This is a genomic window from Methanobacterium congolense (genome assembly GCF_900095295.1).
Classification (GTDB): Archaea; Methanobacteriota; Methanobacteria; order Methanobacteriales; family Methanobacteriaceae; genus Methanobacterium_C; species Methanobacterium_C congolense.
Genome location: NZ_LT607756.1, coordinates 227,020 through 240,019, shown reverse-complemented (window position 1 = coordinate 240,019; position 13,000 = coordinate 227,020). Strand labels below are relative to the sequence as shown.

Here is a 13,000-nt window from a genome sequence, read left to right as displayed (position 1 = left end):
AATGTTCAATTTATTTGGAAAAAAGGAAGAAACTGGAGAAATAAAGAAAAAAGCATTAACAAGTACTTTAGGAATTGATTTAGGAACCCTGAATACTGTGGTTGCAAAACCATCTGGAGACAAATTCGATTTATACAAAATACCCTCAGTGGTAGCTGTTAAAAAGGAAGAACCATCATATGTACTTGCAGTTGGTGAAGAAGCTAAAGCAATGCTCGGAAGAACACCTGAAGATATCATAGCTGTAAGGCCACTCAGAAAGGGAGTTATAGAAAGTATAGCCCAGGCAGAAGCTCTTCTAGTCTATGCAATGGACAAGGGCTCCGGAGAATCCATGGACTCAATAGACAGGATCGTTGTTGGAATTCCTGGAGATGCATCAGAAGTTGAAAAACGCGCAGTTGAGGATATCGGTAAAAAAGCAGGCGCAAACTACGTTCTTGTAATAAGTGAAGGACTTTCAGCAGCAATAGGTGCAGGTCTTCCAATAGCAGAGGCATCAGGTACCATGGTCATAGACCTTGGAGCAGGTTCCAGTGACATCGTTGTGATCTCCCTTGGTGGAATCACAGACATCGAAACCATAAGAAACGGTGGAGATGACATAGACAACAACATAGTTGACAGGGTAAAGGAACTTTTCAACGTTGAAATAGGCATTCACGAAGCTGAAAACGCTAAGATAGAAGTTGGACTGGTTCATTCAAGTGCAGACATGGAGAACCTTACCACATCAGCCATTGGAAAATGCATGGAAACCAACAAGCCTAAAAAGGTTGAAATAGATTCAAAACTTGTTGCAGATGCTGCAGAACCAATAGTTGTGAATTTAATCAAAGCATTAGCAGTGGTACTTGAAAGAATGTCCCCTGAACTCATATCCGGGGTTTACAACAAAACAGTTGTTGTTGGTGGAACATCACAGCTTAGAGGCTTAAAAGACAGGATATATGAGGAAGTTGGAGTTCCTGTAGAAATATCAGACGACCCAATGACTGTTGTTGCTAAAGGTGCTGCAATAGTAGCTGCAGAACCAAGGGCACTCGAACCTGAAGTCCGTTTAAAAGCTATGAAATAATTATTTCCAATATTTAATTGAAATAATTATTTATTTTATTTATTTTTAAGTTTTAATTGAATGCTTCTTTTTGTATTAAATTTTGTAGATGGAACTATCGTTGGAGTTAATTTTAAATTTCCAGTACTTCAAGTTCATCACATCACACGTCCCTGAACCCGTGCTAAATCTATTTAAACCACTTCCTTTAAACTATTTTAAACCAAACTTAAACCATGGGACTGAAAAAATCCCATTAGAACATTGTTAAGTATTATTAATTGAAGTTTGAACTGATCTTAAAAAATTGATGGGATTACGTGGATCCGAAACATTTACATTATGTTGTAAATCCATGAACCACATCCTCAAAAGTTGTAACTATTAAAAAAAGGACAATAAAATGAAGGTAGCAGGAATAGATGAAGCAGGAAGGGGATCTGTAATTGGCCCCTTGGTTGTGTGTGGAGTGGCAGTAGAAGAGGAAAGGGAAAAATACCTGGAAAGACTCAAATTGAGGGATTCTAAAAAGTTATCTCCAAAGCGAAGAATCATACTTGCAAGGAAAATACGTAAAATTGCAGAATTTTGTCCTGTTAAAATAACTGCCCAGGATATAGATCTTCTTAGATCAAAGGATGTTAACCTTAACGAGATTGAAAAGATAGCCATAAAAAAGATCATAGGCGAGTTAGAACCAGATAAAGTCATAATCGACTCCATGGATGTAAAGCCTGAGAGGCTGAAGTCTGAGGTTGAAGGTTACAGGGAGAACCTTGAGGTTGTTTCAGAACACAAGGCCGATGATAAGTACACCCTTGTTTCAGCAGCATCAATAGTTGCGAAGGTTGAAAGGGATAAAGCAATAGCCAACCTTAGAAAGGAGTTTCCAAATATTGGATCAGGTTATCCCAGTGATCCCACAACCATTGCATTTCTCAAAGAAATACCCTACGATGAAATGCCAGATTTTGTGAGAAGATCCTGGTCAACCGTGTCAAAAATGAAGAAATGAGGTAAACATGATATACGAATTCTTTACCAGCGGATTCACAACCATAATGGAAATGTTCAAAAGTGGAGGATTTATAACCTACCTAATCACCATAATCGGATTATACGGCGTTATATATTCATTCGAGAAGATATATTACCTGCGTAAGATATCCAAGGTGGATCTACCGCAGATAATGAGAGTTGTGAATGATGCAATGGAGAATGGAGGTTCACTGGAGGCTTTACGCTCAATAGGAAAGTATCAAAATCCCCTCTCAAAGATCATCTCAGAAGCCCTTAAGATCGGCTACAGGAGCAAGAGTGAGGTCGAAGATGCAATGGAAAGAGTTTTCATCGTTGAAATGGGAAGGATGACCAAAGGACTTGACAGCATCCGAACCATAATCGAAATTGCACCCCTCCTTGGACTTATAGGAACTGTTCTGGGTATGTGGTACACCTTCAAAGCATTGGGAGTTAATGCCAACGCCACAGCAATGGCTGAGGGCATATATGTAGCCCTCATAACAACCATAGCAGGTCTGGCAGTTGCAATAATCACATTACCCCTTTACTCCTACATCAACGGTAAGATAGAGGATGAACTGGATAAAATCGAGATAGCCAAGAAGATGACCAACTGGCGAACTGCAGAGATGAAGATAAATGTGGATTCAGGGATCGATGATGCTGTTCAGGCACTCAAGGAATCCAATGGTGTGGTTGAAGTCAGAAAACTCCTGGATTCAGAGGCAAATATCTGGATCTCCATAAACCCCAACATGCTTGAAAAGAGCATAAACAACATCATAAGGGAAAAATGCAACTGCAACGTGAAAATCGTGACAAGCAAACTGAGACAGTGAAATACAAAAATAATGAGGAGGACTTACATGACCCTTGACACCCAAAGATACCGGAACAAAATGCGGCAGAAACAGGCAAGAGTTAATCTAGTTCCACTTATAGATGTTATCTTCACCATCCTCATATTTTTGATGGTTACAAGCAGTTTCCAGGCTGTAGATACGGGTTCAGTTTCAGGTAAGCCTCAGGTAAGTCAGACAGACGGAACATCTCAATATTATTTGATACCTGTCACGGGTCTTAAAAATGTTACAGTCAACGGTGTGGACATGTCAAAGGACATAAAAAACGATGCCATTGCTGTTCATAGAGATGTCATAGATTACGGGGAGATAATAATAAAAGCCAAGGAAGGAACCATAATAATCACATCCCCCTCAAACATACCCCCTGATAAAGCTGTGAGCATCCCTCAATCATGAGGGGTTAAATTGAATTTTAATGGGTTGAGGATTCATCAAATGCCCATAATTTCTTTAACTAAGGGATCAGATTAAGTTCAATACTGAACTGAAGTTAGTGGACCTGATTAAATTCATGGAATTAATTAAAATGTTAAAAAAAAGTATGGATGGTGATTTTATGTACCTTGGAAGAATAGTTGCAGTTGGAAGTACAAAAAATGGAAAATTCGCAGCATACAGAGTTTCAAGCCGTTCCTTCCCAAACAGAATGGCAAAAACCTTTGAAAAAAGGGTTTCAATAGTTCCCACAGAGGGAAATGAGAAGGACGTATTCCAAAATCCTTACATAGCCTACAACTGTGTCAGGATAGTTGGAGACGTTGCAGTGGTTACCAATGGTTCTCACACAGATGTTATAGCAGAAAAGATAGCATCTGGAATGAACGTGAGGGATTCTATTGCCTTATCACTCATTGCAATGGATTACGAGAAGGACGATTACAACACTCCAAGGATAGCATGTGCAGTGTCTCCAGAGGAGGGTTCCTACATCGGAATAGTGACCCATGACGATGTTATCGTTGAAAAGGTTCCAGAGGGAAAATCAGTTTACATATCCACCTACGAACAGACCCGCCCGGCATACGTTGACTTTGAAGCAGAAAATGCAGAGGATGCAGCCCAGTTCATAATGGATGGAGGCAAATTTGCAGAGTTCACAAACCCTGTGACATCAGCTGCAGTTTTCATAAAGGATGGGAAATGGAACATAGGTTCTGTATAAAAATCTTGAAACATTGTTAGTTTATTATTAAAAATTTTATTAAAAATTTAATTTTTTACTAAAAATGGTTGAATAAAAATGTTGAAAGTTAATTTCTGATTGTGAAATCATTAATCAAAAGTTAATCAGCGAATTTAAAAATCATGAGTTGTGTTAGAATGGAATTGAATCTCATAGGAATACCAGGCATACCCATTGTAAAGGAAGGAAACAACATTGCAGATATCATATTGGATGCTTTGGATGCAGAAAATCTTGAAATAAATGATGGTGACGTTCTGGTTGTAGCAGAGACCATAGTATCAAAATCTGAAGGAAACATAATCGATCTCAAAAGTTTAAAGCCAAGTGAACTTGCACTTGAACTTTCAGAGAAAACTGGGAAAACTCCTGAGATTGCAGAGGCGATAATCAGTGAATCAAATGAGATCATCAAAGTTGGTCCTGATTTCATAATATCCGAGACTAAACATGGATTTGTGTGTGCCAATGCAGGGATAGATGAATCAAATGTTGATGAGGGGCTTGCAACACCAATGCCTGCAGATCCAGATGTGAGTGCCCGGAAAGTGCGGGAGAAAATTGAAAAAATGACAGGATGCAAGGTTGCAGTTATAATCTCAGACACCCAGGGAAGGGCTTTCCGTGAAGGGGCCATTGGAACAGCAATTGGAATTTCCGGTATGTTCCCACTCTGGGACAGACGTGGAGAGAAGGATCTCTACGGTAGAGAACTTGAAACCACAAGTGTAGCTGTTGCAGATGAACTTGCAGCTGCAGCTTCAATATTAATGGGACAGGCAGATGAGGGAATTCCTGTGGTCCTAATAAGGGGTGTTGATTACTTCAAAACATTGAAAACTGATTCTGCAAATGTAAAACCGCTCATAAGACCTAAGAAGTATGATGTTTTCAGATGAAATCCTTAGCATGGGTTTTGAAAGATGAATGTTACGGTAGATATAACTTGAATGGAATGACACAATGATAACCATACTTTCCGGTGGAACAGGGACCCCTAAGCTCATACAGGGCATTACACAGATTTTGAACCCTGAAGAGATTAACGTAATTGTTAACACCCTTGAAAACTCCTATTTTTCAGGCGTTTATGTTGCAGCAGACATAGACACCGTGATGTACACCCTTGCAGGTCTTATAAATGAAGAGACCTGGTATGGAATTGAAGGTGATACATTTATTACACATGAAACTTTAAAGGAGATCAAATGTCCTGAAACCCTCAGAATCGGTGACAGAGACAGGGCAACAAAGATACAAAAAACACTTCTCATGGAAAAGTATCCACTTTCAACAGCGGTTGACATTCAGAGAACTGCCATGGGCATTGAATCCCGTATCATACCAATGAGCAACCAGGATTCACATATAAACATCGTAACAGATGAGGGAGATATGGAATTTCATGAATTCCTCATTGAGAGATCCGGGAAACCAGAAGTTCTTGATATCCAGTACAACACTGTTGAACCATCACCTGGACTCATCGAGGCCATTGAAGAGGCAGATACAGTTGTCATAGGACCTTCAAATCCAGTTACATCCATAGGACCCATAATTTCAATGGATGGTGTTGTTGATGCACTTAAAAAGGCACATGTTACTGCAGTTTCTCCAATAATTGGAGGTTCTCCGGTAAGTGGTCCTGCAGCGAAGTTCATGGGTGCACTTGGATATGAGGTTTCATGTTACGGTGTCGCTTCTCTTTACTGCGACTTTTTAGACAGATTTATTATTGATGTTGAAGATGTTAATTACAAGGAAGAAATAGAAAGACTAATATCAGATGTTGTTGTAACAAAAACAAACATGAGAAACATCGGGGATAAAGTGATGTTAGCCAGAAGTATTTTGGGTGAAATTTTATGATTCAAATGACTTTAATTCAGATTGATAACTACGGCCCATGGACCGTAACTCCTACACCAAGGGCAGAAGCAGATCTTCAGATACTGCAATCAGAGCTATATGCAGACCTTCAAAGACAATTTGCAGCAAAAGGAGGTCTTGTTTTTTTCACCCGGTTTGATAACATGCTAGCGGTGACAAACGGCGTTGATATTGAAGATCACCGCAGGATTCAGAAATCCATTGGTAACAGATACCCTATAACAGTCAGTATGGGTGTTGCAGCAGCAGAAACACCATACGATGCACAGAGCAAGGCAACTGCAGCTCTTCAGAACTATGGAGGGGCTCAGTCCGAGGAAAGAAAGGAAATACTTGCAATAGACAGTCTTGCCAAGAAGGAAGAAAGCTTCGTTCAAATTGCACATATCGATATAAACGGTATTACAGATACCCTAACAGATATAATACCTGCATATGATACTAATTTTATTGTGAATCGTGTTCAGCACTTTTTAATGAAAAAATTGATTGAAAAGGGTTCACTTCTATTCTTCATAGGTGGAGACAACTTCATGTCCCCATGCAACGGACTCACACCTGAGGGTCTTCTCAAGATCATAGAGGAAATTGAGGACGAGATCAACATAACACTTAAAGCCGGTGTTGGAAAAGCACCAAGCGCTGAAAAAGCTGCAAACCTTGCAGATCTTGGACTTGAGGAGATAAGAGGTGGTTTCACCTACAACCTGGTTCATGTTATGAAGGATACGCAGGGATAACTGATACCTTAAGGAAAGGTTGAAAAACCAGGCCTAAATTTTTTTTATTCTTTTATTAATCTTAACTATCCTTTGATCAAATGATTTAATAGAAGAAAATTTGCATAAAAATGAAAATAAAAATAATGATTAAAAAAATAAGAGCTATTTAGATATATTTTAATTTATAGGCTCTTCAACTTATTATTTTCAGTCAGGTGGTTCTATTGAAGTACTAGCACCCATGGCAGGTATAAGTCATGGCAGATTCTGCAGAAAGATGTCTTCCTACGGCTTTGACATGCTCACCCTTGGAGGTTACAGTGCAGATGATATTTCTGCAGAGGCAGGGCGTAAAATACTCCAGAGGGGCAGGCCAGAATTTGATTTTGAGCCATCCCAACTTCCATCCCACATCGAGGAAGAGGTTAAGGTTATCAGAGATGGGAATCCATGGGATGGTCTTGTGTCAGTTAACCTCAGGGCAGTTTCTCCAGAACCACTGATCCCCATATCAAAACTGGACTGTGTGGACGTTGTTGAGATCAACGCACACTGCAGACAGCCAGAGCTTGTTGAATCAGGCTGCGGTCAGAGCTTACTAAGGAATCCAGAAAGACTTCATGAGTTCATATCCCATGTTGTGAAGAAGGGCAGGAGCAAAGTTTCTGTTAAGGTACGGGCAAACGTGCCTGGTGTTGATGATCTGGAGATCGCACGTGCCATTGAAGATTCAGGTGCAGATTACCTCCACATCGATGCAATGAAACCAGGATACAACACTGCAGACTACGAGTTGGTACATTCCATCAGGAATGCAACTGACATATTCATCATAGGTAACAATTCAATCGTTGATATGGAGTCTGCAAGGAATATGCGGGCTGCAGGTGCAGATGGAATATCCATTGCAAGGGCTGCAATGTCTGGAATTCTAAAATTCGATCTGAAGGATTTGTAGGGTCAAAATTAAATAGGAATCAATATAAATTAAAATATATATAAATGATCCATCAAATTAAGAATATATATTCATTATAATTAGTGATACAATTTATTTGAAAGGTGGTTGCATGTCGTTTATAGAAGTGGAAAATGTTACTAAAACCTTCGATGGCGTAAAAGTTCTGAAAAATATTAACATGACCATAAACGAAGGAAAAGTTCTGGGTATTCTCGGTAGAAGCGGTTCAGGTAAATCCGTACTGATAAACATGCTCAGGGGAATGAAAGAGTACAAACCAGATGAAGGCAGGATCATATACACGGTGGCCATGTGTCCCGGGTGTATGCGGGTTGAAGCCCCATCAAAGGCAGGAACACAGTGCAGCTGCGGATGTGAATTCCAGCTTGAAAAGGTTGATTTCTGGAACTGCGACAGAAAAGTGTTTGCAGCAATTAAAAGAAGGATTTCAATAATGCTGCAGAGGACCTTCGCACTCTACGAGGATGACACAGTTATAGACAACGTTATAAAATCTATTACAGGTCACAATTACGAGGAGAGCACCTACATGGCAATAGATCTCCTTGACATGGCACAGATGACCCACAGGATCACCCACATAGCCAGGGACCTCAGTGGTGGGGAGAAGCAGAGAGTTGTGCTTGCAAGACAGATAGCAAAGGAACCAATGCTCTTCCTTGCAGATGAACCAACAGGTACACTTGACCCAAAAACAGCAGAACTCATACACCAGGCCCTTATTGAAGGAGTTAAGGACAAGGGAACAACTATGGTCATAACATCCCACTGGCCAGAGGTTATGAAAAAACTCTCAAACTATGCTATATGGCTTGAAAAGGGCGAAATAATTGAGGAAGGAGAACCAGAGGAAGTTGTTCAGAAGTTCCTTGAACAGGTGCCCCTACCTGAGAAGAAGGAAGTTTACGAGACTGGAGGTCCTATAATCCAGATGGAAGGGGTTAAAAAACATTACTACTCCATAGAAAGGGGAGTTGTCAAGGCTGTTGATGGAATAGACCTCACAGTCAATGACAGTGAAATATTTGGAATTGTTGGACTGAGCGGTGCAGGTAAAACAACCCTTTCAAGAATACTCTATGGATTAACTGAGCCAAGCAGTGGTAAGATCGAGGTCAAACTCGGAGAGAACTGGGTTGACATGACTGAGAAAGGTCCGTTTGGAAGGGGTCGTGTGAAACCTTACCTGGGAATACTGCACCAGGAGTACAGTCTGTATCCCCACAGGAACGTGCTTGGAAACCTTACAGAGGCAATAAGTCTGGAACTTCCAGCAGAATTTGCACACATGAAGGCACTTTACGTTCTTAAAGCAGTTGGATTTGATGAAGATTATGCTAAAAACATATTGAAGAAATATCCTGATGAACTGAGTGGTGGAGAGCGTCACAGAGTTGCCCTTGCACAGGTACTAATAAAGGAGCCTAAAATAATCATTCTGGACGAACCAACAGGTACTATGGACCCAATAACAAGGGTTCAGGTAACAGATTCCATAAGAAGGGCCAGGGATGAACTGAGCCAGACCTTCCTGATAATATCCCACGACATGGACTTCGTTCTGGATGTGTGTGACAGGGCAGCACTTATGCGCGGTGGAAAGATCCTGAAGGAGGGAGATCCTCACTCAATTGTGGAAGAACTCACACCAACAGAGAAGGAAAAGATGCTTACGGAGGAATAGAATGGTATGGGAAGACGCACCATCACATGTATGTAGGGGAGGGGACAAGAGAGCTCTTGCTTTCTGCTGTCCACCTGTAAAACCCTGTCCAATATTGTACGCACTTGAAGATGCCAAGATCACACCTCAAGAGTACGTTGAGATAAAGGAGAAGTTTGGAGAAAAAACAAGGTTAGGCCAGGGCGAAGGAACCTGTTTCGGTTCACTCGTATGGTGCTGTAAACCATCAAAACCATGCCCATTGAGGGACATGGTTATGCGCAGAATAGATATGGATGCTGATGAATACATGAAGCTTAAAAAGGAGCTTTCAGAGGAACTCGTGGGCAGCGAGGGATCAACACTCCAGGAAAGTGTTAAAGCACTCTCTGAAACCTTCAACATTCCAGAAGATGAAGCCCAGAAGGTCCTTAAAGAATGCGGCAACGATGTTAAAACAGCTGCCAAAGTACTCAGAATGAAGAATCTGGAGCAATAAGATGGGATGGACCCCTCTCTTCCTTGAAATGCACCAAAAAAATGTTTTGATAGTAGGTGCAGGAGAGGTTGGAGAAAGGAGAGCCAGAAGATTCCTTGAAGTAGGGGCAAATGTTGTGGTGCTTGGAAGCCATGCACCCCCTGAGATACTTGAACTGGGAGCATCACTAGAACCACTGAAGGATGCTGCAAAGTGGGTTGAATGGGCAGACCTTGTTGTTACAGCAACCCCTGACACTGATTTAAATCAGAAGCTTGCAGATCTTGCAGGAAGTAAGTTGGTCAATAGGGCCGATGAACCCGAAAAGGGCAACTTCATAGTTCCATCTTCTTTTTTCATAGGTGATGTTCAGATATGTATATACACCAGTGGTAAAAGCCCCCTCATGGCCAAGGAATTAAGAAAGAAGATACAAAAAGTAATAAAAACTGAAGATGTGCTCCAGCTCGAGCTTCAGGACTTTGCAAGGAACATACTCAAGGAAAGGGTTGAGGATCAGAAAACCCGTAAAAAACACCTTTATCAGATATTGAATGATGAAAAGGTTAAGACGTTCCTTGAGGATAGAGATATTAACGGGGCAAAGGTTTACGTTGAAGGTTCACTATCCAGATTGAAAGAAAATTGATCTTGGATATGAAAAATAAAAAACTAATTTTAAATAGGATTGAATTCAAAAAGAGATTTGGATGAGGTAGTTCTAGAGTATTAACTCATTTTTAAGTACTAAAAAAATAGTATTACCTCAAGAATTAAATTTAATAAAGAAGGGATATAAAATATTTCTTTTAGTTACAGTTATACCATAAAAAAATAAGGATAAGTTTTTATTGAATTTAAATAAAGAATAATTGAGTGAATATGAACCTTTTTTAAAGGGTTTTGGAGGGAGCACGTGATCCTTAATATCAGAGTCGACCACAAGACTGCAAATATCGGTACAATGGAAAGATCAGCACAGAAACTCGACGTTGCGTTCCAGGAAATTTTAGAGAAGTACGCTGTAGTGGAGTACATCCAGATAAAGACCTGTAACAGAACAGAGTTTTACATGGTGCTTGAAGGCAGCCCTAAAGTAGAGTACAATGATTTTGTGGTTGAAACTGATAAAAAAGCACTTGAACATCTTTTAAGACTTGCATCTGGACTTGAATCCATGATAGTAGGTGAAGATCAGATACTCGGCCAGATAAAAGATTCCCGTAAACGTAGTATTAAGGAGAAGTGCTGCGGCAGAGTTCTCAACACTGTTTTCACCAAGGCAGTTCACGTGGGGCAGTCCGTCCGTAAAAAAACCCGTATCAATGAGGGATCCGTGTCCATAGGATCAGCGGCGGTTGATCTTGCAGAGAAGGTTCATGGAAACCTCAAATGCAAGAAGGTTCTGGTCGTGGGTGCAGGTAAGATGGGAACACTCGTTGCCAAGGCCCTGGTTGAAAAAAATCTTAAAGCAATTGTTGTTGCAAACAGAACCCATGACAGGGCAGTCTGCCTTGCAAGGGAGCTTGGTGGTTCGGCCATACACTTCGATAAACTCGGTGAAGCCATGAAGGATGCAGATGTTGTTATAAGTGCAACAGGAGCACCACACCCCATCTTGACATATGAGAAAGTGAAAGAATCGGTACCTGCAGAAAATCTTCATCACATGGTGATGGTGGACATTGCAAACCCCCGTGACATAGATGAAAGGGTTTCAGAGCTGGGTGTTAAACTCTTCAACATAGACGACCTCAGAGGGGTGGCAGATGAGAGCCTCAAGATGCGTGAGGCAGAGGCTGTGCGTGCAGAGAGAATAGTTGAGGAGGAACTTGAACTTCTCCAGAGATCCCTGAAACACATGGAAGTCGAACCCCTGATATCGAGTATCAGAGCAGACGCTGAGAAGATAAGGGTTAAAGAGACTGAAAAAGCCCTCAAAATTCTTGGAGATATGGAAGGTAAGGAGAGGGTTGTTGAAGATCTTACAAAGGTCCTTGTTAAACATATATCCTACGATATCATCCAGAACCTGAAGCATGCAGCTGAAAAAGAGCAGAAAGATGTTATTGAAGCTGCAGAGGTTATTTTTAAGGGAGAATTTTAATAATAATTAATCGTTCAAGTTTTTCATGAAATGATTATAGATAATTATCTGAAATTTTGGAATCATTTGTTGTACTTCTTTTTAAAAAAATTGAATTTTCTGGAATAATTTATAGATCAATATTAATTTTGAGAATTGAGAAAAAATATCATTCCTTATCCATAAGGCCCAGCATCCTTGTGGTGAACAACAGAACAAAGGGTGCTATTAAAAGCTGGGAAATAAGATCTCCCATCAATGGCAGGGTTGAAAGGTTGTCAGTTAAAACAAGTTTCACAATTCCCAGAATCATGAACATCCCTGTGTAAACCACCACAAGATCCCTGAAGCCCAAATATCTGATTTTTCTGATTATGGCCCTGAAATCCAGACCTGATCTTATGGTTCCATGGTTGTGGGCCATGTTAAGCATAACTGCTGGAAATAAGATGTATATTATCCCCATTAAAACAATGAAAATCAGAAATCCGGCCATAGTGATGTCTGCAGATGTATTACTACCCCACAGGAACATGATGAATAGGAATAAAGGAATTGCAAAGTATACAGTGACTATAACTAGCTCTTTAAGTCCATGAACCGTCATTTCATGGAATCTGTTGAACTTCGGAAGTTTTTTGGATCCTTCCACAGATTCTTCAAGAACTCTGAAGATGTAGCCTGCCTCCAGAACTCCTAAAATTAATATTACAATGAATATGATGACATTTAACCCGTTAAGGGCCCAGGAACCTGAAAATCCCCCTTCAGAATCTAGGAGTACAAGTAAAATTCCCAGGATTATGAGTTTTTTCCAGTCTGAAACCGAGTACCAGAATGAATCAAGGAGCATCTCTTTCAGTTTCATTGAAACTCAATTTTATCCCTTTGATGATTTAAATCTTTTCAGTGATCCAGCTTAAAGGAGGGTTTGGAAATTGATTTAGGTGACAAAATACAGGCCAAAAACATGAATTATTGACATTGCCCCAAATAAAATCGCTATTTTTATATATGATAGGTTTAGTTATAGGTTATCAACTCGAGGGA

The 13,000-nt window shown here is 40.3% G+C and carries 14 protein-coding genes; 13 read left to right on the top strand and 1 reads right to left on the bottom strand.

Going from position 1 to position 13,000, the window contains the following annotated elements; all coding sequences use genetic code 11:
• Window position 1: 1 nt before the first annotated feature.
• The 13 genes from MCBB_RS01095 (at window position 2) to hemA (ending at window position 11,971) form a co-directional block, all read left to right on the top strand.
• Complete coding sequence (locus tag MCBB_RS01095) at window positions 2–1,078, top strand: rod shape-determining protein (protein ID WP_071905883.1); 1,077 nt, start codon at window positions 2–4, stop codon at window positions 1,076–1,078.
• A 382-nt stretch (window positions 1,079–1,460) separates the two neighbouring features.
• Window positions 1,461–2,072: a ribonuclease HII gene (gene rnhB, locus MCBB_RS01090; protein ID WP_071905882.1), complete on the top strand. Its 612-nt coding sequence runs from the start codon at window positions 1,461–1,463 to the stop codon at window positions 2,070–2,072.
• Window positions 2,073–2,079: 7 nt separating this feature from the next.
• On the top strand, window positions 2,080–2,919 hold the full coding sequence (locus MCBB_RS01085) for a MotA/TolQ/ExbB proton channel family protein (RefSeq protein ID WP_071905881.1): 840 nt from the start codon (window positions 2,080–2,082) through the stop codon (window positions 2,917–2,919).
• Window positions 2,920–2,946: 27 nt separating this feature from the next.
• Window positions 2,947–3,342 (top strand): biopolymer transporter ExbD, encoded by a 396-nt coding sequence (locus MCBB_RS01080; RefSeq protein ID WP_071905880.1) that lies wholly within the window; start codon window positions 2,947–2,949, stop codon window positions 3,340–3,342.
• Window positions 3,343–3,502: 160 nt separating this feature from the next.
• On the top strand, window positions 3,503–4,108 hold the full coding sequence (locus MCBB_RS01075; RefSeq protein ID WP_071905879.1) for an IMP cyclohydrolase: 606 nt from the start codon (window positions 3,503–3,505) through the stop codon (window positions 4,106–4,108).
• 158 nt (window positions 4,109–4,266) lie between these two features.
• The gene (locus MCBB_RS01070) at window positions 4,267–5,028 is read left to right on the top strand and encodes a coenzyme F420-0:L-glutamate ligase (RefSeq protein WP_071905878.1); all 762 of its coding nucleotides are present in this window, start codon (window positions 4,267–4,269) and stop codon (window positions 5,026–5,028) included.
• Between the two features lie 64 nt (window positions 5,029–5,092).
• Window positions 5,093–5,998, top strand: a complete 906-nt coding sequence (gene cofD, locus MCBB_RS01065; protein ID WP_071905877.1) for a 2-phospho-L-lactate transferase — start codon at window positions 5,093–5,095, stop codon at window positions 5,996–5,998.
• Entirely contained in the window at window positions 5,995–6,759 is a 765-nt protein-coding gene (locus MCBB_RS01060; protein WP_071905876.1) for a GTP cyclohydrolase III, read from the top strand. The genes cofD and MCBB_RS01060 overlap by 4 nt, the downstream gene beginning before the upstream one ends.
• Before the next feature lie 223 nt (window positions 6,760–6,982).
• Window positions 6,983–7,699, top strand: a complete 717-nt coding sequence (locus MCBB_RS01055) for an MJ0144 family RNA dihydrouridine synthase-like protein (RefSeq protein ID WP_071905875.1) — start codon at window positions 6,983–6,985, stop codon at window positions 7,697–7,699.
• A gap of 112 nt (window positions 7,700–7,811) precedes the next feature.
• Entirely contained in the window at window positions 7,812–9,407 is a 1,596-nt protein-coding gene (gene atwA / locus MCBB_RS01050) for a methyl coenzyme M reductase system, component A2 (RefSeq protein ID WP_071905874.1), read from the top strand.
• A gap of 1 nt (window position 9,408) precedes the next feature.
• A complete protein-coding gene (locus MCBB_RS01045; protein ID WP_071905873.1) occupies window positions 9,409–9,885 on the top strand; it encodes a methanogenesis marker 9 domain-containing protein in 477 nt (158 codons plus the stop codon).
• Between the two features lies 1 nt (window position 9,886).
• Window positions 9,887–10,513, top strand: a complete 627-nt coding sequence (locus MCBB_RS01040; RefSeq protein ID WP_071905872.1) for a precorrin-2 dehydrogenase/sirohydrochlorin ferrochelatase family protein — start codon at window positions 9,887–9,889, stop codon at window positions 10,511–10,513.
• Window positions 10,514–10,780: 267 nt separating this feature from the next.
• Complete coding sequence (gene hemA / locus MCBB_RS01035) at window positions 10,781–11,971, top strand: glutamyl-tRNA reductase (RefSeq protein ID WP_071905871.1); 1,191 nt, start codon at window positions 10,781–10,783, stop codon at window positions 11,969–11,971.
• Between the two features lie 148 nt (window positions 11,972–12,119).
• On the opposite strand, the gene MCBB_RS01030 is transcribed toward hemA, so the two are convergent.
• Window positions 12,120–12,818 carry a DUF4013 domain-containing protein gene (locus MCBB_RS01030; protein ID WP_071905870.1) on the bottom strand — a complete coding sequence of 233 codons (699 nt, stop codon included), beginning with the start codon at window positions 12,816–12,818 and terminating at the stop codon, window positions 12,120–12,122.
• Window positions 12,819–13,000 lie beyond the last annotated feature (182 nt).

Excerpts from the sequence above, each read along its gene's own strand:
- MCBB_RS01070 (WP_071905878.1), top strand. The coding sequence starts at position 4,267 with ATGGAATTGAATCTCATAGGAATACCAGGCATACCCATTGTAAAGGAA.
- MCBB_RS01040 (WP_071905872.1), top strand. The coding sequence starts at position 9,887 with ATGGGATGGACCCCTCTCTTCCTTGAAATGCACCAAAAAAATGTTTTG.
- cofD (WP_071905877.1), top strand. The coding sequence starts at position 5,093 with ATGATAACCATACTTTCCGGTGGAACAGGGACCCCTAAGCTCATACAG.
- MCBB_RS01085 (WP_071905881.1), top strand. The coding sequence starts at position 2,080 with ATGATATACGAATTCTTTACCAGCGGATTCACAACCATAATGGAAATG.
- MCBB_RS01060 (WP_071905876.1), top strand. The coding sequence starts at position 5,995 with ATGATTCAAATGACTTTAATTCAGATTGATAACTACGGCCCATGGACC.
- MCBB_RS01030 (WP_071905870.1), bottom strand. The coding sequence starts at position 12,818 with ATGAAACTGAAAGAGATGCTCCTTGATTCATTCTGGTACTCGGTTTCA.
- MCBB_RS01080 (WP_071905880.1), top strand. The coding sequence starts at position 2,947 with ATGACCCTTGACACCCAAAGATACCGGAACAAAATGCGGCAGAAACAG.
- MCBB_RS01075 (WP_071905879.1), top strand. The coding sequence starts at position 3,503 with ATGTACCTTGGAAGAATAGTTGCAGTTGGAAGTACAAAAAATGGAAAA.
- MCBB_RS01095 (WP_071905883.1), top strand. The coding sequence starts at position 2 with ATGTTCAATTTATTTGGAAAAAAGGAAGAAACTGGAGAAATAAAGAAA.
- MCBB_RS01055 (WP_071905875.1), top strand. The coding sequence starts at position 6,983 with ATGGCAGGTATAAGTCATGGCAGATTCTGCAGAAAGATGTCTTCCTAC.
- atwA (WP_071905874.1), top strand. The coding sequence starts at position 7,812 with ATGTCGTTTATAGAAGTGGAAAATGTTACTAAAACCTTCGATGGCGTA.
- MCBB_RS01045 (WP_071905873.1), top strand. The coding sequence starts at position 9,409 with ATGGTATGGGAAGACGCACCATCACATGTATGTAGGGGAGGGGACAAG.
- rnhB (WP_071905882.1), top strand. The coding sequence starts at position 1,461 with ATGAAGGTAGCAGGAATAGATGAAGCAGGAAGGGGATCTGTAATTGGC.